The sequence below is a fragment of the Nonomuraea sp. NPDC000554 genome, assembly GCF_040300065.1.
Lineage (GTDB): Bacteria > Actinomycetota > Actinomycetes > Streptosporangiales > Streptosporangiaceae > Nonomuraea.
Map to the genome: position 1 here is coordinate 336,808 of NZ_JBEPDC010000005.1, position 24,474 is coordinate 361,281.

28 protein-coding genes are annotated in these 24,474 nt (G+C 70.8%); 15 read left to right on the forward strand and 13 right to left on the reverse strand.

The features are described from left to right. Nucleotides 1-64: 64 nt before the first annotated feature. Together rpsT and ABT294_RS12800 are read right to left on the reverse strand one after the other, a co-directional pair. Nucleotides 65-334 (reverse strand): 30S ribosomal protein S20, encoded by a 270-nt coding sequence (gene rpsT, locus ABT294_RS12795; RefSeq protein ID WP_350805551.1) that lies wholly within the window; start codon nt 332-334, stop codon nt 65-67. Between the two features lie 107 nt (nt 335-441). Then, entirely contained in the window at nt 442-1,452 is a 1,011-nt protein-coding gene (locus tag ABT294_RS12800; protein WP_350805554.1) for a glycoside hydrolase family 18 protein, read from the reverse strand. Between the two features lie 55 nt (nt 1,453-1,507). Between ABT294_RS12800 and lepA the strand changes: the two genes are divergently transcribed. Both lepA and ABT294_RS12810 read left to right on the forward strand, forming a co-directional pair. After that, on the forward strand, nt 1,508-3,337 hold the full coding sequence (lepA, locus tag ABT294_RS12805; RefSeq protein WP_350805555.1) for a translation elongation factor 4: 1,830 nt from the start codon (nt 1,508-1,510) through the stop codon (nt 3,335-3,337). Nucleotides 3,338-3,522: 185 nt separating this feature from the next. Beyond that, nucleotides 3,523-3,855: a hypothetical protein gene (locus ABT294_RS12810; RefSeq protein WP_350805557.1), complete on the forward strand. Its 333-nt coding sequence runs from the start codon at nt 3,523-3,525 to the stop codon at nt 3,853-3,855. Between the two features lie 7 nt (nt 3,856-3,862). Here the strand turns inward: ABT294_RS12810 and ABT294_RS12815 are convergent, their stop codons facing one another. The 3 genes from ABT294_RS12815 to ABT294_RS12825 all read right to left on the reverse strand — a co-directional run bounded on the left by ABT294_RS12815 (nt 3,863) and on the right by ABT294_RS12825 (nt 6,442). Then, the gene (locus ABT294_RS12815) at nt 3,863-4,576 is read right to left on the reverse strand and encodes a response regulator (protein ID WP_350805558.1); all 714 of its coding nucleotides are present in this window, start codon (nt 4,574-4,576) and stop codon (nt 3,863-3,865) included. A 67-nt stretch (nt 4,577-4,643) separates the two neighbouring features. Further along, nucleotides 4,644-5,957, reverse strand: coding sequence for a sensor histidine kinase (locus tag ABT294_RS12820; protein ID WP_350805560.1), 1,314 nt, complete (start codon nt 5,955-5,957; stop codon nt 4,644-4,646). Continuing rightward, complete coding sequence (locus tag ABT294_RS12825) at nt 5,954-6,442, reverse strand: hypothetical protein (RefSeq protein WP_350805561.1); 489 nt, start codon at nt 6,440-6,442, stop codon at nt 5,954-5,956. Before ABT294_RS12825 ends, ABT294_RS12820 begins: the two co-directional genes overlap by 4 nt. Nucleotides 6,443-6,575: 133 nt before the next feature. Between ABT294_RS12825 and ABT294_RS12830 the strand changes: the two genes are divergently transcribed. After that, on the forward strand, nt 6,576-7,223 hold the full coding sequence (locus ABT294_RS12830) for an MOSC domain-containing protein (RefSeq protein ID WP_350805562.1): 648 nt from the start codon (nt 6,576-6,578) through the stop codon (nt 7,221-7,223). Between the two features lie 115 nt (nt 7,224-7,338). Further along, a complete protein-coding gene (hemW, locus tag ABT294_RS12835; protein WP_350805563.1) occupies nt 7,339-8,559 on the forward strand; it encodes a radical SAM family heme chaperone HemW in 1,221 nt (406 codons plus the stop codon). Here hemW and ABT294_RS12840 read toward each other — a convergent pair. The 3 genes from ABT294_RS12840 to ABT294_RS12850 are packed head-to-tail and all read right to left on the reverse strand — an operon-like array spanning nt 8,552 to nt 10,787. Further along, on the reverse strand, nt 8,552-9,220 hold the full coding sequence (locus ABT294_RS12840; RefSeq protein ID WP_350805564.1) for a DUF4870 domain-containing protein: 669 nt from the start codon (nt 9,218-9,220) through the stop codon (nt 8,552-8,554). The two genes, hemW and ABT294_RS12840, sit on opposite strands and share 8 nt — an antisense overlap. After that, complete coding sequence (locus ABT294_RS12845; protein WP_350805565.1) at nt 9,217-10,023, reverse strand: DUF3097 domain-containing protein; 807 nt, start codon at nt 10,021-10,023, stop codon at nt 9,217-9,219. Before ABT294_RS12845 ends, ABT294_RS12840 begins: the two co-directional genes overlap by 4 nt. Nucleotides 10,024-10,040: 17 nt before the next feature. After that, nucleotides 10,041-10,787, reverse strand: a complete 747-nt coding sequence (locus tag ABT294_RS12850; RefSeq protein WP_350805566.1) for a hypothetical protein — start codon at nt 10,785-10,787, stop codon at nt 10,041-10,043. A gap of 155 nt (nt 10,788-10,942) precedes the next feature. Between ABT294_RS12850 and hrcA the strand changes: the two genes are divergently transcribed. Further along, on the forward strand, nt 10,943-11,956 hold the full coding sequence (gene hrcA / locus ABT294_RS12855; protein ID WP_350805567.1) for a heat-inducible transcriptional repressor HrcA: 1,014 nt from the start codon (nt 10,943-10,945) through the stop codon (nt 11,954-11,956). An 11-nt stretch (nt 11,957-11,967) separates the two neighbouring features. Further along, the gene (gene dnaJ, locus ABT294_RS12860; protein WP_350805568.1) at nt 11,968-13,107 is read left to right on the forward strand and encodes a molecular chaperone DnaJ; all 1,140 of its coding nucleotides are present in this window, start codon (nt 11,968-11,970) and stop codon (nt 13,105-13,107) included. Here dnaJ and ABT294_RS12865 read toward each other — a convergent pair. From ABT294_RS12865 to ABT294_RS12875, 3 genes are read right to left on the reverse strand one after another with little or no spacing between them, the layout of a single operon-like run. Beyond that, a complete protein-coding gene (locus ABT294_RS12865; protein ID WP_350805570.1) occupies nt 13,094-13,648 on the reverse strand; it encodes a GTP-binding protein in 555 nt (184 codons plus the stop codon). The genes dnaJ and ABT294_RS12865 overlap by 14 nt on opposite strands. Before the next feature lie 27 nt (nt 13,649-13,675). Further along, nucleotides 13,676-14,095 (reverse strand): roadblock/LC7 domain-containing protein, encoded by a 420-nt coding sequence (locus ABT294_RS12870; protein WP_502912021.1) that lies wholly within the window; start codon nt 14,093-14,095, stop codon nt 13,676-13,678. Next, a complete protein-coding gene (locus ABT294_RS12875) occupies nt 14,086-16,236 on the reverse strand; it encodes a sensor histidine kinase (RefSeq protein WP_350805571.1) in 2,151 nt (716 codons plus the stop codon). The genes ABT294_RS12870 and ABT294_RS12875 overlap by 10 nt, the downstream gene beginning before the upstream one ends. A 111-nt stretch (nt 16,237-16,347) precedes the next feature. Here ABT294_RS12875 and ABT294_RS12880 point away from each other — a divergent pair, with 111 nt between their 5' ends. Then, the gene (locus tag ABT294_RS12880; RefSeq protein WP_350805573.1) at nt 16,348-17,082 is read left to right on the forward strand and encodes a 16S rRNA (uracil(1498)-N(3))-methyltransferase; all 735 of its coding nucleotides are present in this window, start codon (nt 16,348-16,350) and stop codon (nt 17,080-17,082) included. A gap of 12 nt (nt 17,083-17,094) precedes the next feature. On the opposite strand, the gene ABT294_RS12885 is transcribed toward ABT294_RS12880, so the two are convergent. Beyond that, nucleotides 17,095-17,757 carry a hypothetical protein gene (locus ABT294_RS12885; protein ID WP_350805574.1) on the reverse strand — a complete coding sequence of 221 codons (663 nt, stop codon included), beginning with the start codon at nt 17,755-17,757 and terminating at the stop codon, nt 17,095-17,097. Then, nucleotides 17,754-18,266: a SigE family RNA polymerase sigma factor gene (locus ABT294_RS12890; protein ID WP_350805704.1), complete on the reverse strand. Its 513-nt coding sequence runs from the start codon at nt 18,264-18,266 to the stop codon at nt 17,754-17,756. Before ABT294_RS12890 ends, ABT294_RS12885 begins: the two co-directional genes overlap by 4 nt. 282 nt (nt 18,267-18,548) lie before the next feature. Here ABT294_RS12890 and ABT294_RS12895 point away from each other — a divergent pair, with 282 nt between their 5' ends. The 8 genes from ABT294_RS12895 to era all read left to right on the forward strand — a co-directional run bounded on the left by ABT294_RS12895 (nt 18,549) and on the right by era (nt 24,464). Continuing rightward, complete coding sequence (locus ABT294_RS12895) at nt 18,549-18,893, forward strand: histidine triad nucleotide-binding protein (protein ID WP_350805575.1); 345 nt, start codon at nt 18,549-18,551, stop codon at nt 18,891-18,893. Between the two features lie 121 nt (nt 18,894-19,014). Continuing rightward, a complete protein-coding gene (locus ABT294_RS12900) occupies nt 19,015-20,016 on the forward strand; it encodes a PhoH family protein (protein ID WP_350805578.1) in 1,002 nt (333 codons plus the stop codon). After that, on the forward strand, nt 20,013-20,489 hold the full coding sequence (ybeY, locus tag ABT294_RS12905; protein ID WP_350805579.1) for an rRNA maturation RNase YbeY: 477 nt from the start codon (nt 20,013-20,015) through the stop codon (nt 20,487-20,489). Before ABT294_RS12900 ends, ybeY begins: the two co-directional genes overlap by 4 nt. Then, a complete protein-coding gene (locus tag ABT294_RS12910; protein WP_350805581.1) occupies nt 20,486-21,781 on the forward strand; it encodes a hemolysin family protein in 1,296 nt (431 codons plus the stop codon). The genes ybeY and ABT294_RS12910 overlap by 4 nt, the downstream gene beginning before the upstream one ends. Before the next feature lie 306 nt (nt 21,782-22,087). Further along, nucleotides 22,088-22,726, forward strand: a complete 639-nt coding sequence (locus tag ABT294_RS12915) for a hypothetical protein (RefSeq protein WP_350805582.1) — start codon at nt 22,088-22,090, stop codon at nt 22,724-22,726. A 10-nt stretch (nt 22,727-22,736) separates the two neighbouring features. Continuing rightward, nucleotides 22,737-23,051 (forward strand): cytidine deaminase-like protein, encoded by a 315-nt coding sequence (locus ABT294_RS12920; RefSeq protein ID WP_350805584.1) that lies wholly within the window; start codon nt 22,737-22,739, stop codon nt 23,049-23,051. Between the two features lie 10 nt (nt 23,052-23,061). Next, nucleotides 23,062-23,538, forward strand: a complete 477-nt coding sequence (locus ABT294_RS12925) for an NUDIX domain-containing protein (protein ID WP_350805585.1) — start codon at nt 23,062-23,064, stop codon at nt 23,536-23,538. A gap of 17 nt (nt 23,539-23,555) precedes the next feature. After that, entirely contained in the window at nt 23,556-24,464 is a 909-nt protein-coding gene (gene era, locus ABT294_RS12930; protein ID WP_502912022.1) for a GTPase Era, read from the forward strand. The last annotated feature ends 10 nt before the right edge of the window (nt 24,465-24,474 follow it).

Below are 24,474 nucleotides of genomic sequence, written 5' to 3' on the forward strand. Positions count from 1 at the left end.
AAACCAGACAAAAACAAGAACGCCGCACCCCGATCAACGGGAGTGCGGCGCCTGGGTGTAGCTGCTACTTGGCGGCCAGCGCGGCGACCTGCTTGGCGATCGCCGACTTGCGGTTGGCGGCCTGGTTCTTGTGGATGACGCCCTTGCTGGCAGCCTTGTCGAGCTGGCGGGCGGCGGCGCGCTGGAACGCCGTGGCCTGCTCGACGTCGCCCTGCTCGGCGGCCTCACGGAACTTGCGGACGGCCGTCTTCAGGGACGACTTGACCGCCTTGTTGCGCTGGCGGGCCTTCTCGTTCTGCTTGTTGCGCTTGATCTGGGACTTGATGTTCGCCACGAAGAAGCCTCGGTGAAAGTCTGGTGATGGATGGGGCGCGCGGGCTCGAGAGAGGGCGCGCCACACGCAGTTGAACAGGATACCAATAACCCAGGTGGCTGCTCAAATCAACGGCCTGGGTCAGGGTTTTGGATAAGCCATTGCGAAGTGTACTCCCGCCAGTCCTCCTCCGTGGCCGCGAAGTCCACGTACAGGGCCAGGCCGAAGCGCTCGCGCGGGCCGTGGTCCGACAGGGCCAGCCTGGCGCCCTGGGCCGCCACGGCGACGCTCTCGGCGTCGTCGGACCAGCTCAGGCCGTGGTCGTGGTAGGCGGGGGCGCCGACGAACAGCGACCTGTCCTGCGGGACGAGGTCCAGCGCCAGGGCGGCCTGCCGTGCGACGTAGCCGCCGTAGAGCGACTGGGAGAGGGTGCCCGAGTCGTACGTCATGATCGCCACCTGGTCGACGCGGTCCACCACCTGCCTGAAGAACCCCTGAGACCAGTACTTGTCGTGGCTGAGCAGCGCCCTGGCGACCGGGCGCATCAGGGGATAGGGCTCGATCTGCGGGGTGGACGTGGAGAGCAGCCCGGTCAGGCGCCTGGTCTGGTCGAGGAGGACGAGGAAGTCCGTGTCGCCGTCGCCGATCGGCTCGAAGTTGTAGTGGACGCCGTCGAAACCGGTGCGCATGATGTCGGCGACGCCGTCCAGGACGTTCTGGCGGGCCTTGGGGTCGTCGAGGTCGAGGCCGTTCTTGACGGCCTGGCCGAGCCAGGCGGAGAGACGGACGCCGGGCAGGTATTTCTTACCCCATTGGACGAAATTTCGGGCGTTGGGGTATTTGGCGGGATCTAGGCGGCCGTCCCACTCGAACGGGCCGGAGTGGACGTACAAGTCCCTGATGCCGGTGGTCCTGAGCCTGGCCGCCAGGCCCTGGAAGTCCTGCTCCGTGCGGCGGCCGTCCACCCACGCGTGGCCGAGCCAGAGCGCGTCGTTGCCCGTGCTCTTCGCCCAGGCCGCCGGGTCACCGGTAAACTGAAGCCGGAGCGCGCCGGCCAGGAGGCCGAGCAGCGCGACTACGACGACCAAGGCAAGCGCGAGCAGGCGCAGGCCGCGGCGGATGACGGTTCGGGCAATCACCCGGGCATGTCACCATGAAAGACGCTTGACCTCAACCCTGTCGAAACGGACTTCGGTGCGCACTCAGCCTGGCCAGACCGACCCCGCGTTGATCCGGAACTTCTGCATCATCGCGCACATCGACCACGGCAAGTCGACCCTTGCCGACCGGATGCTGCAGATCACCGGCGTCGTCGACGACCGCTCCATGCGCGCGCAGTACCTCGACCGGATGGACATCGAGCGCGAACGCGGCATCACGATCAAGTCGCAGGCCGTCCGCCTGCCGTGGGACGGTCACGTCCTCAACATGATCGACACGCCCGGCCACGTCGACTTCACCTACGAGGTGTCGCGGTCGCTGCAGGCGTGTGAGGGCGCGATCCTGCTGGTCGACGCCGCCCAGGGCATCGAGGCGCAGACCCTGGCCAACCTCTACCTGGCCATGAACGCCGACCTGCACATCATCCCGGTGCTCAACAAGATCGACCTGCCGGCCGCGCAGCCGGAGAAGTTCGCCGAGGAGCTCGCGGGGCTGATCGGCTGCGACCCGTCCGACGTCCTGCGCGTGTCGGGCAAGACCGGCGTGGGCGTGCGCGAGCTGCTCGACCACGTCGTCCAGACCGTTCCCGCGCCGGTCGGCGACGCCGACGCGGCCGCCCGCGCGCTGATCTTCGACTCGGTGTACGACACCTACCGCGGCGTCGTGACGTATGTCCGGGTGGTCGACGGCCACCTCGGCAAGCGCGAGCGCATCCTGATGATGTCCACCAACGCCACCCACGAGACCCTCGAGATCGGCGTCATCTCGCCCGAGCCCAAGCCGTCCGAGCTGGGGCTGGGGGTCGGCGAGGTGGGCTACCTGATCACCGGCGTGAAGGACGTCCGCCAGTCGCGCGTCGGCGACACCGTCACCTCGGTCGCCAAGTCCGCGACCCAGATGCTGGCGGGCTACGAGCACCCCAAGCCCATGGTGTTCTCCGGCCTGTACCCGATCGACGGCGACGAGTACCCCGAGCTCCGCGAGGCGCTCGACAAGCTCCAGCTCAACGACGCCGCCCTGGTCTACGAGCCCGAGACCTCGGCCGCGCTCGGCTTCGGCTTCCGCGTCGGCTTCCTCGGGCTGCTGCACATGGAGATCGTCCGCGAGCGGCTGGAGCGCGAGTTCGGCCTGTCGCTGATCTCCACCGCGCCCAACGTCGTCTACCGCGTCGTCATGGAGGACGGTTCCGAGCTGACCGTCACCAACCCGTCGGAATTCCCGTCCGGCGGCAAGATCGCGCAGGTCTTCGAGCCGGTCACCAAGTCCACCATCCTGGCGCCCGCCGAGTTCATCGGCGCCATCATGGAGATCTGCCAGGGGCGCCGCGGCAGCCTCCTCGGCATGGACTACCTCTCCGAAGACCGCGTCGAGATCCGCTACACGCTGCCGCTCGGCGAGATCATCTTCGACTTCTTCGACCAGCTCAAGTCCCGCACCCGCGGCTACGCCTCGCTCGACTACGAGCCCGCGGGCGAGCAGGAGGCCGACCTGGTCAAGGTCGACATCCTGCTTCAGGGCGAGGCGGTCGACGCGTTCAGCGCCATCGTGCACAAGGACAAGGCGTACGCGTACGGCGTCGAGATGGCCAAGAAGCTGCGCGAGCTGATCCCGAGGCAGCAGTTCGAGGTGCCGATCCAGGCGGCGATCGGGGCCCGGGTCATCGCCCGTGAGAACATCCGCGCCATCCGCAAGGACGTCCTGGCCAAGTGCTACGGCGGCGACATCTCGCGTAAGCGGAAGCTGCTGGAGAAGCAGAAGGAAGGCAAGAAGCGGATGAAGATGGTCGGCCGGGTGGAGGTCCCGCAGGAGGCCTTCGTCGCCGCGCTGTCCACGGAGTCGAGCACCGACAAGGCCAAGAAGTAGCTGTTCCGGACGCCCGCGGGGGCGTTCGTCGCCACCGGCCGGACGATTTCCTTTCGTCCGGCCCTTTCTCGTTCCAGCCCTCTCTCGCTCCGAGGCTTTCTGGTGAGAACCCCGATGGCGTCGGGGATTCTGTCGGTGCGGCCCTCTATCTTCGGAACCGAACGCGTGTGCGACTGGAGGGTCTCGTGATTGCTTCTGAGCGATTCGAACGTGCCGCAGTACTGGGGGTCGCGATGGCCGAGGAGACCCGGCGGCTGCTGAGGCTCCACCTGCCCCCGGCCGAGGCGTCCGACGACGGCACCGTGCTGGTCGACGTGCCGTACCCGGATGCTGCCGTCGTCAAGGCGGTGCTCGACGTCGCAGCGGAGTGTTTCGGCGAGCGGGGTGCGTCGGCGGAGGAGTCCCGCCAGGCGGCGCTCGAAGCGCTGTTGCAGCTCGCGGACTTTGACGCGGAATCACAACTGAACACCCCTGCCGCCGCGCACTCACCGCCCACAGGGCTTCGCGGAGACGGCTGAGGCGAGCTCAGGTCGCTGCCAGGCCGTGCCGGTAGGCGTAGCTGACGGCCTGGGCCCGGTCCCTCAGCCGCGCTTTGGCGAAGAGGTTGTTGATGTGTGTCTTGACGGTGGCCTCGGTGACGTAGAGCCGGGCGGCGATCTCCGCGTTCGACAGGCCTTCGGCGATGAGCCGCAGCACCTCGACCTCACGAGGCGTCAACCCGTCGGGAAACGGGCCATCGCCGCCATGGTGCCGGGCGGTCCTGGCAGAGGGGGGCGTCCCGGGGCGGGGTTCGGCGTCCAGAGGCGGGGTGCTCGGGTGGGTGATGGAGTCGAGGAGGCGTCGTTGGACGGCCGGGGCAAGCTGGGCGTCGCCGCGCATGACGGTGGCGACCGCCTTGGCGATCTCGTCGGAGTCGGCGCTCTTGGTGAGGAAGCCGCGCGCTCCCGCACTGAGCGCCGCGAACACCGACTCGTCGTCCGCGTACGTGGTGAGCACCACCACCTGGGTTCCGGGGTACTCGGCCCGGATCCGCCTGGTGGCCTCCACGCCGTCCATGCGCGGCATCCGCAGATCCATCAGCACGACGTCCGGACGCTGCTCGGACACCATCCGGAGCGCGCCTTCACCGTCGCCCGCCGACCCGACGACCTCGATCCCGGGCAGCAGCCCGAGCACCAGCACCAGCCCCTCACGGACCACCGTCTGGTCATCGACCACCACGACCCTGACGTTCGTCACGAGCACCACCGTCGGAGCGGGCGAGCGGATGAACGGGCCGTGCCCGCCTTCTGGCGGTGGGCGGGGGTCACGCCGGAACCTTGAGGTGCACGCGGAAGCCGTTCGGCGTCTCACCGGCCGTCAAGGTGCCTCCCAGGAGTTCGGCGCGTTCGCGCATGCCCATGAGGCCATATCCTCCCCCAGGGGTGCCCGGCGCCGACGCGGCCGGGTTGGTGACCTCCAGGTCGCAGGAGCGGTTGGCGAAGGCGAGGCGGACGTCGGCGGGCTGGCCGGGGGCGTGGCGGCGGACGTTGGTGAGGGCCTCCTGGGCGGTCCGGAGGAGGGTGAGTTCCGTTTCCGGCTGGAGGCGGCGGCGCGTCCCCGTGATGCGCAGCGTGCACGACTGGCCGGTGGCGGTTTCGAAGTCGTCGGCCAGGGTCCGGAGGGCCGACGGGAGCGCGGGCGGGTCCTCGCGAAGGGCCGACACCGCCCTGCGCGCCTCCTCCAGGCCGGACTTCGCCAGGTCGCGCGCCTGGACGACCCTCTCCAGGGCCTCTTCGTTCCGCTCCGCCCGCAGCAGGAGCTTGGCGCCCTCCAGGTGGACGATCTGCGCCGAGAGGGAGTGGGCGAGGATGTCGTGGATCTCCCTGGCGATCCTGGCGCGCTCCGCGAGGACGGCCTCCCGAGCCTGGACCGCCCTGGCCGCGCGGCGCTCCTTGATGGAGTACATCACCAGGAACACCACGCCGATGCTGAAGATCAGGCTGAGGTCGCGGTTCAGTTGGCCGGAGCCTGCGCCCGACGCCAGCAGGCCCGTCGCGGCGAGCACGACGATCGGCAGCGCCTGCGCCAGCCTGTACCGGGCGCCTGCCGCGGCGACGCAGAAGTACAGCACCGCGATGGCGGGGCTCCCCTCCGCCACCGAGTCCAGGACGATCGACAGGACGACGCCGAGGCCGAGGGCGATCAGCTTGACCGGCACGCCGAGCAGCGTGGCCGATGAGAACCTGTTCAGCGACGCCGCCACCCCGTCGACCCACGAGCGCCCAGGCTCCCCTGGCCTCCGTCGCGCAGATGGCCCCGGCTCCACACCACCGTCGAGCGATGGAGCGAAGTTCCCCGGGGTTCCATGAGTTGGTGGGGCGGGGGCCTGGGCGTCCTCTGCCGGGCGGGTGGTTCCGTGTGGGGTGGTGTCCGGAGGTGAGAGACCCGGGACGGGTTGGGGGGACGGGAGTACGGCGACGAGCAGCGTCAGCACCACGGACGCCGTCAGCAGGGTGACCCCGAGGCCCTCGCCCTTGAGGCTCAGCCCTGGGTGGGACCCGCTCTGCGCCACCACGAACACCACGATCGCCCCCAGCCGGAGTACGGTGGTGGCGATCTTGCTCGGTTCGGGGGTCACCTCACGAAGCTATCCTCTGGTCTGGTCTCGCGGGCCAGGGCCCGGCCCCGCCAGGCGACGAGAAGGGCCTGGACCCCCACCGTCAGCCCGATGAAGAACAGGATGCTGCTGGTCGAGGAGGCAAGGCCGAACAGTGTCCCGGCGTAGTAGAGGCCGACGCGGGCGACCACCGAGCCGGCCCACGCCAGCATGGTCCAGCCGGTGGCCTTCGACCAGGTGGCCCCCGCCGCGTCCATCCAGACGCGGACGGTCGCGGCGCGGACCGCTCCCAGGGCGACGGCGGCGACGATCTCGACGACCAGCAGCACGATGCTGATGGTCAGGTGACGGGTGTCGATGAGGGCCCCGTTCACCAGCCCGAGCACGATCATGGCTCCGGCGACGTAGACCAGGCCGTTCCTGGCCGTGGGACGGGTCATCATCTGCCGGTACACGACGAAGGCGGCGGCGAGGAGGATGAGGACGGGGGTCAGAATCGGCTCCATGCCTGAGAAGGTAGGAGCCAGGGGGGTGCCTCCGGATCGGCCCGGGGGTTGAGACGAGGATCTCCACCCTGGGGTGGAGAGCGTGGCGAATATCGGATCGCCGTCCGACGATCTCGCGGTTACCGTCGGGAGCATGCGCATCATCTCGGTCAATGTCGGAACAGCGGTCGACGCGGAGTGGGCGGGCAAACTCGGGCGTACCGCCATCAACAAGACCCCGGTCACCCACCGGGTCGAGGTGCGGGCGAACGGGCTGGCCGGTGACGAGCGCGCGGACCTGGCCAACCACGGCGCCCCCGGCCACGCCGTCTACGCCTACGCCAGGGAGGACTACGACTGGTGGGAGCGGGAACTCGGGCGTGAGGTGCTCGACGGTAGGTTCGGCGAGAACCTGACCGCCTCGGGGCTCGACGTCAACGGCGCGCTGCTCGGCGAACGATGGCGGATCGGCACCGCGCTGCTGGAGGTGAGCGGGCCACGGGTGCCGTGCGTGGTGTTCAGGAACTGGATGGACGAGCCGGGCTGGGTCAACCGGTTCACCCGTGCCGGACGTCCCGGGGCGTATCTGAAGGTCGTCGAGACCGGCGAGCTGGGAGTGGGCGACGAGGTGGAGATCGTGTCGCGTCCCGAGGGGAGCGTGACGGTGGCCCAGTCGTTCCTGGCCTTCCACGGCGACAAGGAGCTGATGCGCCGCGTCGTCGCCCTTCCCGGGCGCGAGAGCTTCTGGGACGAGGCGGCCAGGCGGGTCCTGGGCGCCGGCTCCGATCTGACGCCGACCTGACCGGCCCTGGCAGAGCGCCGGGGGGCGCCCGGGAGCGCACCGAGGGCGGTTGGTGCGAGGCGGTGGGGGGAGGGGGTGGATCGGGTAGTGGGTGGTAGCGGGCAGACTGGAAGGCGTGCCATCCACCCTGCCCGACGGCGAGGCCGCCCCTCAGTCCGGCGAGTTGCCCGAGAGCGCGTTGCGCGGTCTCGGTGAGCGCCCGTTCGGCTTCTACGTGCACGTCCCGTTCTGCGTGACGCGCTGCGGCTACTGCGACTTCAACACCTACACCGCCGCCGAGCTGGGCCCCGGCGCGTCGCAACGCGACTACGCCGACACCGCGATCGAGGAGGTGCGGCTGGCCCGCCGCGTCCTGGGCGACGTGGACCTCCCCGTGGAGACGGTCTTCTTCGGCGGCGGCACCCCGACGCTCCTGCCCGCCGCCGACCTCGGCCGCATCCTGCGCGCCATCGACACCGAGTTCGGGCTGCGCCCCGGGGCGGAGGTGACCACGGAGGCCAATCCCGAGTCGGTCGATCCCGCCTACCTCGACGGTCTGCTGGAAGCGGGGTTCAACCGGGTCAGCTTCGGCATGCAGAGCGCCCGCGAGCACGTCCTCAAGGTCCTCGACCGCCGGCACACCCCCGGACGGGCGGCGCAGGCCGTTCAGGAGGCGAAGAAGGTCGGGTTCGGGCACGTCAACCTCGACCTGATCTACAGCACGCCGGGCGAGTCCGACGACGACTGGCGGGCCACGCTGGACGCCGCGATCGCCGCCGAGCCCGACCACGTCTCCGCGTACTCGCTGATCGTGGAGGAAGGCACCCGGCTCGCCGCCAGGATCAGGCGCGGCGAGCTGCCCATGCCCGACGACGACGTGGCCGCCGACCGCTACCAGATCGCCGACTCCATGCTGGGGGCGGCCGGTTTCCGCTGGTACGAGGTGTCGAACTGGGCGACGTCCGACGAGGCCAGATGCCGGCACAACCTGCTCTACTGGACCGGCGGCGACTGGTGGGCAGCCGGGCCGGGCGCGCACAGCCACGTCGGCGGCACCCGCTGGTGGAACGTCAAGCATCCGGCCGCGTACGCGCAGCGCCTGGCCGCGGGCACCTCGCCCGCGCACGCGCGCGAGGTGCTCGCCGGCGAGGACCGCGACGTCGAGCGGTTGATGCTGGAGCTGCGGCTGGCGTCCGGCTATCCGCTCGCCGGCGTCGCCCCGGGCGCCCGGGCGGCCGTCGCCGCCGCTCTCGGCAACGGGCTGCTGGAGACGGAGCCGTTCAAGGCGGGACGGATGGTGCTCACCCTGAAGGGGCGGCTGCTCGCCGACGCGCTGGTGCGCGACCTCGTCACGTGATCAGGCGGATGGCGATCGGGTAGCGGTAGTTCTCGCCGCGGTTGGCGGCGAGCGCGGCCTGGATGTGGAAGATCAGCGACACGATCCAGACGATCGGCAGCAGGATGAGGCCGATCAGGACGATCGTCAGGACTCCGGCGATCAGGTAGCCGATGAACATCGTGATCTGGAAGTTCAGGGCCTCCGCCGCCTGGTCCCGGACGTAGGGGGACTCGTCCTTCTTCATCAGGTAGATGATCAGCGGGCCGACCCAGGAGACGACCAGGCCGAGCAGGTGGGCCAGCATCGCCATCATGGTGTCGTCGCTGCCGGGGCGCGGGCCGTACCTGCCGGGCACGTGCGGCTCCTGCCGCGGTGCCCCGTAACCGTAGCCGGGCGGCGGAGTGGGCTGCCCGTAGGCGTGATCAGCCGGGGCCCCGTAACCGGCCCCCGGACCGTAATCGGGCTGCTGGCCATAGCCGGGCTGCCCGCCGTAACCGGGCTGCCGGCCGTACTGAGGGCCGGAGGGGGGCGGATACTGCGGCCCGGACGGGGGCCCGTACTGGGGACCGGACGGGGGCCCGTACTGAGGGCCCGAGGGCGAGGCGGGCGGGATGTCCGAGGGCTTGACGCGCCGCGTGGCGTCGTCGTCGGGCGGCGGGTGCGGCTGGTCCTGGCTCATGTTGCCTCCGTGACGAAGTCGATCAGTTCCTCGACCCGCCCGAGCAGGTCGGGCTCGAGGTCGGTGTACGTCGAGACGGAGCCGAGGATGCGCCTCCACGCGTCGGCCGGCTCCACGCCCCAGCCCAGGGCGGCGATCACGCCCTCCTTCCAGGGCAGGCCGCGCGGCACGTCCGGCCAGGCCGGGATGCCCAGCACCGACGGCTTGACCGCCTGCCACACGTCCACGTACGGATGGCCGACCACGAGCACGTGCGGCGAGGTGACCTGGGCGGCGATCCGGCTCTCCTTGGACCCGGGCACCAGGTGGTCGACCAGCACGCCGAGCCGTCGCCCCGGCTCGGGTCCGAACTCGGCGACGATCGCGGGTAGGTCGTCGACGCCCTCCAGGTACTCGACCACGACCCCCTCCACCCGCAGGTCGTGGCCCCAGATCCGTTCCACCAGCGCGGCGTCGTGCACGCCTTCCACGTAGATCCGGCTCTCCCTGGCGACGCGTGCGCGCAGCCCTTCGACCGCGATCGAGCCCGACGCGCTCCGCCGTGGCGCCCTGGCCGCGGCGGCGGGCCGGACCAGCGTCACGACCTGGCCTTCGAGCAGGAAGGCGGCGGGCGCGAGCGGGAACAGGCGGCGCTTGCCGAACCGGTCCTCCAGCGTGACGGCCTCCTTGTCGCACGACACCACGGCCCCGCAGAAGCCGCTGTCGGCGTCTTCGACGACCAGGTCCAGTTCGGCGGGCACCTGCGGGATCTTCCCCTTGCCCGGTCGCCGCCAGTTCCCCGCGAGAACGTCTCCCTCGTACACACGGGGACCGTAGCAAATCACCCGCTGACCGCAAGGCGCTTGCGGTGGCTGCCGCGCCGCATGAGCACGACGACCGTCACGATGATCGCGGCCAGCACTCCCAGCCCCGGGATGAGCAGCAGCGCGGCGACCCCGCCCACCATGCCGCCCGCGGCGGAGGTCAGCTCGCGGCCCACGCCGAACTTCACGTCCGCCTGCTCCTGGGTGACGCAGAGGAGCTTGTAGTCGCCCTTGGCGGGCGCGTTGACGACCAGGATGAGCTCCCAGACGTCGCCGTCGTTCGTCACCGTCTGGTTGATCGGCGTGTTGGCCAGCTTGGCCTGCCCGGGGCCGCCGGAGATGCGGCACTCGTAGTGCACCTGGGAGGCGCTGGCGAGGTAGATCGCGGGCTTGTCGGCGGGGTCGACGGTGACGGTGACGTCCTGGCCGGCCGCGAACGTCTTGGACGGTGCGGCGCTCGTCACGGAGCCCAGGACGCCGGCGGCGAACAGGACCACGCCGACCACGCCGCAGATGACCGCGACACCCCAGCCCAGTGCGATCCACCACAGGCGCGGCCTGATCTGCTTGGGGTCCACGGGGGGCGGGAACTGATAGGGCTGGCCGTACGGGGGCGGCGGCGGGTACTGCGGCTGGCCGTAAGGAGGGCCGTATGGAGGCTGCCCGAACTGGGGAGGTTGCCCGAACTGAGGAGGTTGACCGGGGTAGGAGGGACCCTGGCCGGGCGGCGGCCCGAAGGTCGGGGGCTGGGAATTGTCGGTCATGTCCGCAAGTGTGATGCCTGTCGCTTGGAACTGACTAGCAGGACGTTGGACGCCTGTGTCATCGCGCCTGGTGACCAGGAGCCGTACACTTGGCACTCGGGAACACAGAGTGCTAGATCTGTCGTTCCCGAAGGAAGAGGCAGGGAGGTGAGCACGTGCTCGATGATCGGAAGCTGGCGGTGCTCCGCGCCATTGTCGAGGATTACGTGTCCACCAACGAACCGGTGGGCTCCAAGGCGCTGGCCGAGCGCCACAACCTCAAGGTCTCCCCGGCGACGGTCAGGAACGACATGGCCGCGCTGGAGGAGGAGGGGTACATCACCCAGCCGCACACCAGTGCGGGCCGCGTCCCGACGGACAAGGGCTACCGCCTGTTCGTCGACCGGCTGTCACAGGTGAAGCCGCTGTCCGGGGCGGAGCGCAGGGCGATCGAGACGTTCCTGGCGGGCGCGGTCGACCTCGACGACGTGGTGACCCGCACGGTGCGGCTGCTCGCGCAGCTCACCAGGCAGGTCGCGGTCGTGCAGTACCCCACCCTGACCCGTTCCACGGTACGGCACGTCGAGCTGGTCCCCCTGAACGAGCGGCGGGTCATGCTCGTTCTGATCACCAACACCGGCCGCGTCGAGCAGCGGGTGATCGAGCTGCCCGAGGTGGTGGAGGACACCCGCGTCGCGCACCTGCGCGCGGTCCTCAACGCCTGCCTCGACGGCTGCGGCCTGAGCAACGTGCCCGAGCAGATCGCCGACCTGCCCGAGCGGCTGCCCGTCGAGGACCGTCCTGTGGTGGCGACGATCCTGTCGGTGCTGCTGGAGACGCTGGTCGAACGCCACGACGAGAAGATCGTGTTCGCGGGCGCGGCGAACCTGGCCGGGGCCGACTTCACCGTCGGCCTGCGCGACGTGCTCGAAGCGCTGGAGGAGCAGGTCGTGCTCATGCGGCTGCTCGGCGAGACTTCCACAGACACACCGTCCGCGCTCACCGTGCGCATCGGGTCGGAGAACCCGTATCTACGGGGCACGTCCATCGTCGCGACCGGATACGGTTCCGGTGACAATCAACTGGCCCGGCTCGGCGTGCTGGGTCCCACGAGGATGGACTACCCCGTGACGATGGGCGCCGTGCGCGCGGTGGCACGCTACGTCAGCCAGATCCTGGCTGCATCTTAAGAGGTCGATAAGTGGCAAACAGCGACTACTACGCCACCCTCGGGGTGCGCCGTGACGCCAGTCAGGACGAGATCAAGAAGGCCTACCGCAGGCTGGCCCGCGAACTGCACCCCGACGTGAACCCCGATCCCGAGACCCAGGAACGGTTCAAGGAGATCACGCAGGCCTACGAGGTGCTGTCCGACCCGAACAAGCGCCAGATGTACGACCTGGGCGGCGACCCCTTCGGCGGCGCCGGGGCGGGCGCGGGGGCAGGCGGCTTCGGCGCCGGCTTCCCGTTCAGCGACATCATGGACGCCTTCTTCGGCACGGCCGGAGCCACCCGCGGCCCCCGCACGAGAGCCCGCAGGGGCAGGAACGCGACCATCCGCGTCGAGCTCGACCTGCGCGAGACCGCCTTCGGCACCACCCGCGAGCTGGTCGTCGACACGGCCGTGCGCTGTGAGGTCTGCCAGGGCGCGGGCGCCGCGCCCGGCACCCACCCCGACACCTGCGACATGTGCTCGGGGCGCGGCGAGATCTCCCAGGTCACCCGGTCGTTCCTGGGCCAGGTGATGACGTCGCGGCCGTGCCCCCAGTGCGGCGGTTTCGGCACCATCATCCGCCACCCCTGCCAGGAGTGCTCGGGCGACGGGCGCGTCCGCACCCGGCGTACGATCAAGGTCCGCATCCCCGCGGGCGTCGAGGACGGCACGCACATCCAGCTCGCCGGGGAGGGTGAGGTCGGCCCCGGTGGCGGCCCGCCCGGAGACCTGTTCCTCGAGATCGTCGAGCGCGCGCACGAGATCTTCGAGCGGCGCGGCGACGACCTGCACTGCACGGTGCAGATCCCGATGACGGCCGCCGCGCTCGGCACCATCCTCGCGGTCGAGACCCTCGACGGCTCGGAGGAGATCGACGTCCGGCCGGGAACCCAGGCGGGTCAGGTCATCACCATGTACGGGCGTGGCGTGCAGCGGCTCAACGAGTCGGGCCGTGGCGACCTGCTGATCCACGTCAACGTCGAGACCCCGATGCGCCTCGACCAGGCGCAGGAGGAGCTGCTGCGCGAGCTGGCCAAGCAGCGCGGCGAGGAGCGCCCGCCCGGCAAGTTCGCCCCCGGCCAGCAGGGCTTCTTCTCGCGGTTGCGCGACGCCTTCAACGGGAGGTGACCCCGTCGAGGAGCGCCGCGATGGCCTCCTTGACCGACTCCCCGTCGCGGGCGTCGCAGTCGACGAACGGCACGTCGGAGGCGACGCCCAGGGCCTCGCGCACCTCGTCCAGGTCGAACCGCGCGGCCCCGTCGAAGTTGTTGACGGCCACCGCGAACGCCATCCCGCGCTCCTCGAAGAAGTCGACGGCCGGGAAGCACTGCTCGATCCGGCGCGTGTCGACCAGCACGACCGCGCCGAGCGCGCCGTGCACCAGGTCGTCCCAGAGGAAGGCGAAGCGGGCCTGACCGGGGGTGCCGAACAGGTAGAGCACGACGCCGTTGCGGAGGGTGAGCCGGCCGAAGTCGAAGGCGACGGTCGTCGCGGCCTTCCGGTCCACGCCGAACAGGCACTCGGCGGCGGCGGTGGTGATGGCCGCCTCGGCGGTGACCGGTTCGACCTCGGAGACCGCGCCCACGAACGTGGTCTTGCCGACGCCGAAGCCGCCCGCGACCACGATCTTCGCCGACCGCGCGGCCGGCGGGTCAGCCCGCGACACCACGGACCGCCCTCTTCGCCGGTGGCCGGCTCACCATGGCAGCGTGTTCTTCAGCGACGCGACGAGCTGCGGCGTCAGCACCCCGCCGACCCGTTCGCACAGCACGGCCATCTCGTGGCCGATGCGCCCAAGGTCGCAGTTCGCGTCGGCGAGCACGCCCAGGCAGCTGCCGTCGGAGATCACCGAGACCAGCAGGAACCCCTTGTTCATCTCGACCATGACCAGCTTCAGCCCGGCCATGCTGTACCTGCGGGAAGCGCTCCTCGACAGGCTCGACAGGCCCGACACGATGGCCGCGAGCTGCTCGCCGCCCTCCCTGCCCAGCCCCTCTGACACCGCCATGAGCAGCCCGTCGGAAGAGACCGCGACAGCGTCGGTGACGCCGTCGGTGCCCTTCACGAAGTTCGCGAGCAGCCAGTTGAAGTTCTGCGCCTCCGTGCTCACGGGCATGCGGAGTCCTCCTCTTCCCTCTCGCGGGCGGCCTGCCGCTCTCCCTCGCGCACACCTGCCCTGAACGTGTTGAGCATGGTCCTGACGCGCTCGGGCGAGCGTCCCGCCGCCTGCTCCGCCGGCCCGCAGTGGGCGAACTCCTCCGCACGGCGGCGCCCGCGCCTCCTGGGTTTCCGGCGGACCAGGCCGTTCGCGGTGGTCGCCGGCGCCGCGTCCTGCTCGGCCGCCAGCAGCCCCTCGGGCAGCACGACCCGCGCGGTGACGCCGCTCAGCGGCGACTCGTGCAGCCACACCCGGACGCCGAGCCGCTCGGCCAGCCTGCCGACCACGTAGTGGCCGAGGTAACGGGTCGGAGCCACCAGGAAGCTCCGCTCGCCGCGCAGCCTGGCGTTGGCCTTGGCCAGCTCGTCCGCCGACATGCCGACGCCCTGGTCGATGATGGCGACGTGGTACTCGCCCGCGTCGGCGCGTCCCTGGATCTCCACCTGCGCGCCGGGCGGCGAGAACGCCAGCGCGTTCTCCACCAGCTCGGCCACCAGGTGCGCGACCTCCGCCACCACGGCGCCCCTGACCAGCGCGTCGTCGATCCGGCACAGCATGACCCGGCGGTAGTCCTCGACCTCCGCCACGGCCGAGCGCAGCACGTCGCCCACCGCGACGGGCTCCGACGAGCGGCGCGGCCCGTGCTCTCCCACCAGCACCAGCAGACTCTCGGCGTTCCTGCGCATCCGGGTGGCCAGGTGGTCGAGCTCGAACAGGCAGGCCAGCGCGTCGGGGTCGGACTCCTCGCGCTCCAGCGCGCTGATGAAGCCGAGCTGGCGGCGCAGCAGGGTCTGGTTGCGGTGCCCCAGGTTGGCCAGCGACTCGGCGGTGTTGCGGCGCAGCTGCGTCTGCTCGGCGGCGAGCCGCACCGCGGTCGCGTGCACGTTCCGCAGCGCGCCCGCCACCTCGGCGAACTCGTCGTCGCGGCTGTCGAGGGGGGAGTCGAAGGTGAGCTGCGCGGGCTCGGCGCCGTCGTCGGCCTGGACGCGGGCGACGGCCTCGGGCAGGCGCCGCTCGGCCACCTCGTGGGCGTCGCCGATGAGCTGGCGCAGCGGGCGCAGGATCGACCGGGACGTCGCCACGCCGAGCACCACCGCGCCCGCGAGCAGCGCCGTGACCAGCACGCCGAACGCCGCCAGGCGGTGGGTGGCGCGGTCCGTCAGGCTCGCCGCCAGGGCGCGCACGTCGTCGCCGACGGCCCGCTGCACGCCGCGCAGGCCGTCGATGTAGGCGGTGATCGCGGCATACCAGGAGCGGGAGCTCAGGTGGAGCTGCTGGCCGCGCGAGCCCGCGATGGCCTTCAGCTCCATGGTCGCCGTGGTGGTGGCGGGCACGTCCTGCTGCACGCGGCTCAGCGCGGCGATCTCCTTCTGGGTGGCCAGGCGCCGGAACCGGTCGAACGCGGCCACCTTGGCGGCGCGGGTCTCCAGGAAGCGCACGTACTCCTCGGTGCTGAACGACCCGGCGGCGAACGCGCCGGTGACGGTGGCGCGCTCCTGGCCGGTCGCCTCCTTGGCCCGGCTGAGGGCTTCCAGCGCCTGGAGGCCGCGCAGCAGAGCCGGGTCGCTGCGGCCGACGTCCACCGAGAAGGACGCGTCGATGATCGCGCCGATCGCGGCCGTGAAGTAGGCGAAGCACTCCTGGCCGGTCGCGTTCCCGGTGTCGGCGGCGGCCCGGGTGGCGGTCAGCGCCGCCAGCCGTCCGAGCGCGGCGCGCAGATCGGCCGCGCCGGGCGCGCCGCGTGCGGCGGGGGTGGACAGCAGGGCGTCGAGCGCCGTCCACGCCTTGTCGGTGACGCGCCGCTGCACCGCCAGGTCCGGTTGGAAGCGCTTCTCGCCGCCGACCAGGCCCGCCGTCAGCCCGCGCTCGCGCTGGAGGGAGTGCACCAGGTCCTGGGCGGAGAGCAGCAGGTCGACGTGGCGGGCGGCCGCGTACACGTCGGCCCTGGCCCTCAGCTGGGCCGCCGCCCCTGCCCCTGCCAGGCAGATCATCAGGACCGTGGGGACGGCGAGCAGCACCGTGAGCCGGGCCCTGATGGTGCGGGGCCAGCGCGGCCGGCGGCCGGTGCCGGCCGGGGGGCTGGCAGGGGGAACGGTCATCGGTCCGACCCCTCGTAAAGTGACGTGAGAGACGTGCGATTGCGAACGCCACCGTATGCGCTACGTGTTCGCCCTGCTACCCGTTGTGAGAATCTGAGAGGGTGATCGCCGGTGACCGTGCCGGTTTTCCTGGCCGACGACCTGGCCGACCTGGCAGCGGCCGAGCTGGTCCTCGGCGGCCCCGAGGGGCGGCACGCCGCCGCCGTGCGGCGCCTGCGGGCGGGCGAGCGGGTCGACCTGACCGACGGCGCGGGCACGGTCGCCGAGTGCGTGGTGCGCGAGGTGCTGAAGGACTCGCTCAGGCTGGACGTGCTCGCCCGCCACGAGGTGCCCGCGCCCACGCCGCGGCTGGTCGTCGTCCAGGGGCTGCCGAAGGGCGACAGAGGCGAGCTGGCGGTGGAGATGATGACCGAGGCGGGCGTGGACGTGATCGTCCCCTGGTCGGCCGCGCGCAGCATCACCCAGTGGAAGGGCGACAGGGCGGCCAAGGCGCTGGGCAGGTGGCGGTCCACGGCACGGGAGGCGGGCAAGCAGGCCCGCAGGTTCCACCTGCCCGAGGTGGCCGAGCTCGCGTCCACCGCCCGGGTGGAGGCGCTGCTGGCGGAGGCGGCGCTCGGGCTGGTGCTGCACGAGGAGGCGGAGCGGTCGCTGTCGGGGGCGGAGCTGCCGGTCAGCGGCGACATCGTGATGGTGGTGGGGCCCGAGGGCGGGGTCTCCGAGGAGGAGCTGGCCAGGTTCACGGCGGCGAAGGCGCTGCCGGTCCTGCTGGGGCCCACGGTGCTGCGGACCTCGACGGCCGGGGTGGTGGCGGCGGCCGTGCTGCTCACCAGGAGCGGGCGGTGGTGACGCCTCAGGCGGTCACGGCGTGGCCTGCGGGACGGCCTGCCGGGTGACGATCAGCGGGTTGACGACGTCGCTCGGCGTGGGCGCCGGATCGGTGGGCGGGCACTCCTCGACCGGGCAGGGGCCGGTGGGCGCGCCGGTCTCCGAGACCGACGTCGAGGGAGTCGGCGTCGCGGTGGGCGTGGGGGTGGGGGTCTGCTCCGCGGGGCAGTCGTCGGGCGGCTGCTCCTGCGTGGACGTCGGGCAGTGGGTGGGGGTCGGCTTGGGCGACGGCTTGCTGGTCGACCTGGCCGTCTCCGACGCCTCGGGCGGCGCGCTGGTGTGCGGGTCGGGCACGACCACGATCGGAGGGTCCTGGCTGGGCGGCTCCGTGGGGCGCGGCGAGCGCGGGTTGCTGGTCGAGGAGTTGGCGGGCGGCTTGGAGGTGCTGTTGACGTCCTGGATGGTGGACTGGAGGTTGGTGCGCAGTTCGGGGACGACCATCACGATCGTCCCCGCGACCAGCACCGCGCTGGCGGCGGCCGCGCCGGCCCGCCACCAGAACAGGTTGCGCGCCCCGCGCCGCTCGATGCGGGCGCGGATGATCTCCAGCCCCTCCGGCGACGGCACGACCGTGTCCGCCTCCGCGCGGAGGGCACGGCGCAGCAGATCGCCGTGCTCGTCGGGGGACTGGGTCATGACATCTTCTCCAGGACGGACCGCAGAGCGGCCATGCCGCGCGCCGTGTGGCTCTTGACCGCGCCTTTGCTGATGCCCATGGCGTGGGCGATCTCAGCCTCTGACAGATCACCGTAGTAACGAAGGACGAGTGCCTCTCTCTGGCGTGCGGGCAGGGCGCGTAACGCCTCGATGACGGCGGAGCGTTCGAGCTCGCCGATGGCGCCGTTCTCGGCGCTCGGCGCGTCGGGCAGGCCCTTGGGGGCGTACTTCTCGACGACCGCGCGGTGACGCAGCACGGAACGGGACCGGTTGACGACGGATTGACGCAGGTAGGCGAGTGCTTTGTCGGGATCACGCAGTCTACGCCACGCGCCATGGATGGCGACGAACGCGTCCTGCACGACTTCCTCCGCGGTTGCTATGTCGCGTACCAGCAACACAGCGAGACGCACCAGTGACCGAAAGTGCGCGCTGTACAGCGCGGTAACGGCCATGTCGGCGTCCCACCCGACCGGCACCGCCCCCATCGACCTGTCGGCCAGAAGGGTTTCGGTGGTCACATCTGTGGGACGCTCGGCCTTCCCAGAGGGTTTACGCTCTTCCGGTTCCTTAGGGGGCATTACCCAGTCGTGTCCTCGCCAGGTGACGACCTCTGACCGTGAATCGTCCTGTTTTGCTGAAGTCTCACTCACACCCTAACCTCGGGGATCTTCCCACGCACGACACGGCGGATTACCGATTCGCAACGGACACAGGCGATCCGGGAGCGGTCCAAGATCGGTCAGGGGGTCGGCGGGTAGGGTGCTGTCGTGACCGACTGCCTCTTCTGCAAGATCGTGGCCAAGGAGATCCCGGCCGAGATCGTCCTGGAGACCGACAGGGCACTGGCGTTCCGCGACGTCAACCCGCAGGCTCCCACGCACGTGCTGGTCGTCCCGAAGGAGCATCACGCCGACGCGGCCGCCCTGGCCGCGGCCGACGACGGGCTCGCCGACGACGTGCTCAAGGCCGCGCACGCGGTGGCCGTCCAGGAGGGCACGGCCGAGCCCGGCTACCGGGTGGTCTTCAACACCGGCCCCGCCGCCGGGCAGACGGTCTTCCACGTGCACGCGCACGTTCTGGGCGGGCGGGCCCTGGAGTGGCCGCCGGGGTGATATTGACGCGAGCGAGCAGCCTGGTGGCGGCTACGATGAGGGCGAGAAGTACACCCGAATCGAGACCGGGAGGCATCAGGCCGCTGGCCTGCCCATGTCCGAACTACATGAATCACGACGGATGGCGCCGCCTTCGCGTACCCAAGCCAAGGTGCTCATTCCGGACGAATACCCGATGGTCAGCCTCCTGGGCTCCCGTGACGAGCTGCTGCGCGTCATCGAGAGCGCCTTCAAGGCCGACATCCACGTGCGCGGCAACGAGATCACCGTCACCGGCAGCCCCGACGAGAGCGGCACCGTGGTGCGCCTGTTCGAGGAGCTGGTGGAGGTGCTGCGCAGCGGAGGCGACCTGACCCCCGACGCGGTCGAGCGGAGCATCGCCATGCTGCGCATGACCTCCGACCGCCCGGCCGAAGTGCTCTCGCTCGACATCCTCTCCTCGCGCGGACGCACGATCAGGCCCAAGACGGTCAACCAGAAGCGCTACGTCGACGCCATCGACAAGCACACGGTCGTGTTCGGCATCGGCCCCGCGGGCACCGGCAAGACCTACCTCGCGATGGCCAAGGCGGTGCGCGCGCTGCAGGAGAAGCGGGTCAACCGGATCATCCTGACCCGTCCCGCGGTCGAGGCCGGAGAGCGGCTCGGCTTCCTGCCCGGCACCCTCTACGAGAAGATCGACCCCTACCTCCGCCCCCTGTACGACGCGCTGCACGACATGGTCGACCCCGACTCGATCCCGAAGCTGATGGCGGCGGGCACGATCGAGGTCGCGCCGCTGGCGTACATGCGCGGGCGCACGCTGAACGACGCCTTCATCATCCTCGACGAGGCGCAGAACTCCTCCGCCGAGCAGATGAAGATGTTCCTCACCCGGCTCGGCTTCAACTCCAAGATCGTCGTGACGGGCGACGTCACGCAGGTCGACCTGCCGAACGGCACGGTCAGCGGCCTGCGGGTGGTGCAGGAGATCCTCGACGGCATCCCCGACATCCACTTCTCCCTGCTGTCGAGCGCCGACGTGGTCCGGCACAAGCTGGTCAGCGCGATCGTCGACGCCTACGGCCGTTACGACGCCCTACAGGAACCCAAGCAGATCCAGCACCGGGGTAAGCGGCGATGAGCATCGAGATCAACAACGAGTCGGGCGTCGAGGTCGACGAGGAGAACCTCGCTCATCTCGCCGCCCACGTGCTCGGCGAGATGGGCATCAACCCGCTCGCCGAGCTGTCCATCGTGGTCGTCGACGAGGCCGCCATGGCCGAGCTGCACGAGAAGTGGATGGGCGAGCCCGGCCCTACCGACGTGCTCGCCTTCCCGATGGACGAGCTGCGTCCAGGCGGCGGCGCGCGCGGCGACGCCGAGGCCCCCGCCGACCCGGCGCTCCTCGGCGACGTGGTGCTCTGCCCGCAGGTCGCCACCAGGCAGGCGGCGGAGGCCGGGCACAGCGCCCAGGACGAACTCGAGCTGCTCTGCACGCACGGCATCCTGCACCTGCTCGGCTACGACCACGCCGAGCCGGAGGAGCACAAGGAGATGTTCGGCCTGCAGGGCCAGCTGCTCGAGTCGTGGCAGGAGGTGCGCAACTCGCGGTGAACGCCTGGTTGCCCCTGGCCATCGTCCTCGTGGTGATAGGTGGCCTGATCGCCAGTGCGGAAACGGCGCTGACGCGAATCTCCAGGGTGCGTGCCGAGGAGTTCGTCAGGGAGGGCAGGCGGGGCGCGCAGCGCCTGCAGGCCATCGTGACCGACCCGCCGCGCTACCTCAACCTGCTCCTCCTGCTCAGGCTGAGCTGCGAGCTGGTCGCCACGGTGATCACCACGCTGCTCCTCATCGACCAGATGGGCGACCAGGGCTGGGCCTACGTGACGGCCGCCGCCGTGATGATCGTCGTCAGCTATGTGATCGTCGGCGTGTCACCGCGTACGCTCGGCCGCCAGCACGCCGAGCCCATCGCCCTGGCCGGCGCCCCCATCGTGTCCGGGCTGACCCGCATCTTCGGGCCGCTGCCCAAGCTGCTCATCCTGCTCGGCAACGCCCTCACCCCCGGCAAGGGCTTCCGTGAGGGCCCGTTCACCTCCGAGGCCGAGCTGCGCGACCTGGTGGACCTGGCGGAGGAGCGCCGGGTGATCGAGCCCGACGAGCGCGAGATGATCCACTCGGTCTTCGAGCTGGGCGACACGCTGGTGCGCGAGGTCATGGTGCCGCGCACCGACATGGTCTTCATCGAGCGGGGCAAGACCCTCAGCCAGGCGCTCTCGCTGGCGCTGCGCAGCGGCTTCTCCCGCATCCCCGTCGTGGGCGAGAACGAGGACGACGTCATCGGCATCGCCTACCTGAAGGACATCACCCGCCGGGTGCACGAGTCCGGCGAGGACGGAGGCAGGGAGAAGATCGAGTCGACCATGCGTCCGGCCGCGTACGTGCCGGAGAGCAAGCCGATCGACCAGCTCCTGCGCGAGATGCAGGCCCGGCAGATCCACATGGCGATCGTCATCGACGAGTACGGCGGCACGGCCGGGCTGGTGACGATCGAGGACGTCCTGGAGGAGATCGTCGGCGAGATCACCGACGAGTACGACCAGGAGGCGCCCCGCGTCGAGGCGATGTCCGACGGCGCGCTGCGCGTGACGGCCCGGATGCCGGTCGACGAGCTGGCCGAGCTGTTCGACACCGAGATCGAGGTCGACGACGTCGAGACGGTCGGCGGGCTGCTGGCGCACGCCCTCGGCCGGGTCCCGATCGCGGGCTCCGAGGCCGAGGTGGCCGGGCTGAAGCTGACCGCCGAGAGCCTCGCGGGGCGTCGCAACCGCATCAGCACCGTGGTGGTCCGCCACGTCAAGCAGGACGAGGACGACCAGGCCGCGTTCCCCGCCGAGCAGGAATGACGCGGTTTGTGGTGATACGCCGCAAGTGTTCTACAAGTCGGTTGCAAGCGCGGTCGGGCAGTCTCTTCCTCGACGCCCCAGTGCGGTGGGCGTCACGAGGAGGCACCCGACGCCGGGTGGGGTTCGCGGCGGAACGGTGCCCCTGGGGGGACGGCAACGTCTCGGTCAGCTAGCCGGCCGTGACGTTGTTCGGCGTAAAGGGTGCTCTCGTCCGGAAAGCCGGACGAGAGCACCCTTTAGGGTTATTGGGCTCTTCAGAGGATTGCCGTATTCGGCGCATGGGGAGGCTGCGGTCCAGGGGGAATCATGAAACGCGGACTGCGGATCATCACCATCGCCTGCGTACTCCTGGCCGGAGGGGTGGCCGGGTGCGGCGGCGGGAAGGTACGAAGCGGCACCGACGCGCAGGCGACGGCGCGGCTGCGACAGCTCCTGGCCAAGGAGCCACGGCTGCCCGACGGCTTCTCGACCCGGCCCGACCAGGCGTGGCGGATGCCGTTCAAGCCGCACGACCGCAACTGCCGGACCGTCCTGCAGGCGGCAGGAGGGGGTGCGCCCAAGCGGGCGCTGACCGCCCAGGCCGCGGCCAGCTACCAGGGCGACGGGCTCGGCGAGCAGGCCGCGGTGGGGCTGGCCCAGTACGCCGGATCGGAGGCGTCGGACCACATCGACGACCTCAGCAGGGCCCTGGACGCCTGCAGGACGGTCCGCGCGGGCGACGGCACCGACCTGACCCTGCGCGAGCTGCCGATGAAGGACGTGGGCGACGAGACGGTCGCCGCCGAGCTGCGCGGACGCCTCAACGGCTACCCGTACGCGCTGGACGTGGTGCTCGCCCGCTCGGGCGACACGCTGGTGTCGATCGTCCACACCGGCCTGTCGACGGTCGATTCGCACCGGACGCGGCAGTTGCTCAACGCGGTCGTCGGAATGGCCAGCGCCTAACCTTGGTGTCGTGAACCCTGAAGACAGCAAGCTCATCACCCTGGCCCGCTCCGCTCGGGCACGCAACGCCACCGCGGAGGGCGCGGCCGTCCGCGACGAGACCGGGCGCACCTACGCGGCGACCGACGTCGCCCTCGCCTCGCTCATGCTCTCGGCCGTCCAGGTCGCGGTGGCCATGGCGGTCTCCAGCGGCGCGCAGTCGCTGGAGGCGGCGGCGCTCGTGACGGCCGGCGAGGGGCCGTCGGCCGCGGACGAGGCGGTCGCGGCCGAGCTGGGCGTCAAGGCGCTGCTCGTGGCCGGCCCCGACGGCACGCCGCGGAACTGACGGGGCTCGCATGGCGATGTCGCCGTTCCTGGCCGAACTGCGGGCCAAGGTCGGAACCGACCTGCTGATGCTGCCGTCCGTGTGCGGCTGCGTGTTCGACGCGTCCGGGAGGCTGCTGGTGGCCCGGCACGGCGACGCCGGGGTGTGGGCGGCGCCGGGAGGCGGCGTCGACCCCGACGAGCGCCCCCAGGACGCCGTGGTCAGAGAGCTGCGGGAGGAGCTCGCCATCGACGTCGCCGTCCGCGGCCTGGTCGGCGTGTACGGCGGGCCGGACTTCCGCACCGTCTACCCCAACGGCCACCAGGTGGCCTACGTGATCGCGGTCTACGCCTGCGTGGTCGTCGCCGGCACGCCCACCCCCGACGGAGAGGAGATCAACGACTTCCGCTGGGTGACCGAGCAGGACCTCGACGGGCTGACGATGACCCCGTGGACCCCGCACGTCCTGCCCGACGTGTTCGCCTGGTGGCGTGACCAGGGCCGCTGATGGGCGAGAATGCATGGGTGACCTCGCCAGACAGCCATCGTGCCGGATTCGCCTGCTTCGTGGGGAGGCCGAACGTCGGCAAGTCCACGCTGATGAACGCCCTGGTCGGCCAGAAGGTGGCGATCACCTCGTCCAAACCGCAGACCACCAGGCGGGCCATCAGAGGCATCGTGCACCGCCCTGACGCCCAGATCGTCATCGTCGACACCCCCGGCCTGCACCGCCCCCGCACGCTGCTCGGTGAGCGGCTCGACAGCCTCGTCCTGTCGACCCTCACCGAGGTGGACGTGATCGGCTTCTGCGTCCCGGCCAACGAGCCGATCGGCAAGGGCGACCGGTTCATCGCCGACAAGCTCTCGGCCGTGAAGAAGACGCCCGTCGTGGCCGTGGTCACCAAGTGCGACCTGGCCACCAGGGAGCGGATCGCCGAGCAGCTCCTCGCCCTGTCGCAGATCGCCGAGTTCGCGGCGATCGTCCCGGTCTCCGCGCAGTCGGGGGAGCAGCTCGACGTGCTCGGCGACGTGCTGATCGAGCACCTGCCGGAGTCGCCGCCGCTGTACGAGGGCGGCCAGCTCACCGACGAGCCCGAGCAGGTGCTGGTGGGCGAGCTGATCAGGGAGGCGGCGCTGGAAGGGGTCCGCGACGAGCTGCCGCACTCGATCGCGGTGGTGGTCGACGAGATGCTGCCGCGCGAGGGCCGCGACGACCTGCTGGACATCTACGCGCACATGTTCGTGGAGCGCCCCTCGCAGAAGGCGATCGTGATCGGCCACAAGGGGGAGCGGCTGCGGGACGTGGGCACCAGGGCCCGCAAGCAGATCGAGGCCTTGCTGGGCAGCCGCGTCTACCTGGACCTGCGCATCAGCGTCGCCAAGGACTGGCAGCGCGACCCGAAGCAACTCCGCAGGCTCGGCTTCTACGACTGATCGAGGCCGT

Coding starts and splice junctions, on each gene's coding strand:
- ABT294_RS12915 (WP_350805582.1), top strand. CDS start 22,088: ATGAAACGCGGACTGCGGATCATCACCATCGCCTGCGTACTCCTGGCC.
- ABT294_RS12875 (WP_350805571.1), bottom strand. CDS start 16,236: ATGACCGTTCCCCCTGCCAGCCCCCCGGCCGGCACCGGCCGCCGGCCG.
- ABT294_RS12925 (WP_350805585.1), top strand. CDS start 23,062: ATGGCGATGTCGCCGTTCCTGGCCGAACTGCGGGCCAAGGTCGGAACC.
- ABT294_RS12825 (WP_350805561.1), bottom strand. CDS start 6,442: ATGGAGCCGATTCTGACCCCCGTCCTCATCCTCCTCGCCGCCGCCTTC.
- ABT294_RS12870 (WP_502912021.1), bottom strand. CDS start 14,095: ATGCCCGTGAGCACGGAGGCGCAGAACTTCAACTGGCTGCTCGCGAAC.
- ABT294_RS12885 (WP_350805574.1), bottom strand. CDS start 17,757: ATGACCCAGTCCCCCGACGAGCACGGCGATCTGCTGCGCCGTGCCCTC.
- ABT294_RS12900 (WP_350805578.1), top strand. CDS start 19,015: ATGGCGCCGCCTTCGCGTACCCAAGCCAAGGTGCTCATTCCGGACGAA.
- ABT294_RS12840 (WP_350805564.1), bottom strand. CDS start 9,220: ATGAGCCAGGACCAGCCGCACCCGCCGCCCGACGACGACGCCACGCGG.
- ABT294_RS12830 (WP_350805562.1), top strand. CDS start 6,576: ATGCGCATCATCTCGGTCAATGTCGGAACAGCGGTCGACGCGGAGTGG.
- ybeY (WP_350805579.1), top strand. CDS start 20,013: ATGAGCATCGAGATCAACAACGAGTCGGGCGTCGAGGTCGACGAGGAG.
- ABT294_RS12890 (WP_350805704.1), bottom strand. CDS start 18,266: ATGGGGGCGGTGCCGGTCGGGTGGGACGCCGACATGGCCGTTACCGCG.
- ABT294_RS12850 (WP_350805566.1), bottom strand. CDS start 10,787: ATGACCGACAATTCCCAGCCCCCGACCTTCGGGCCGCCGCCCGGCCAG.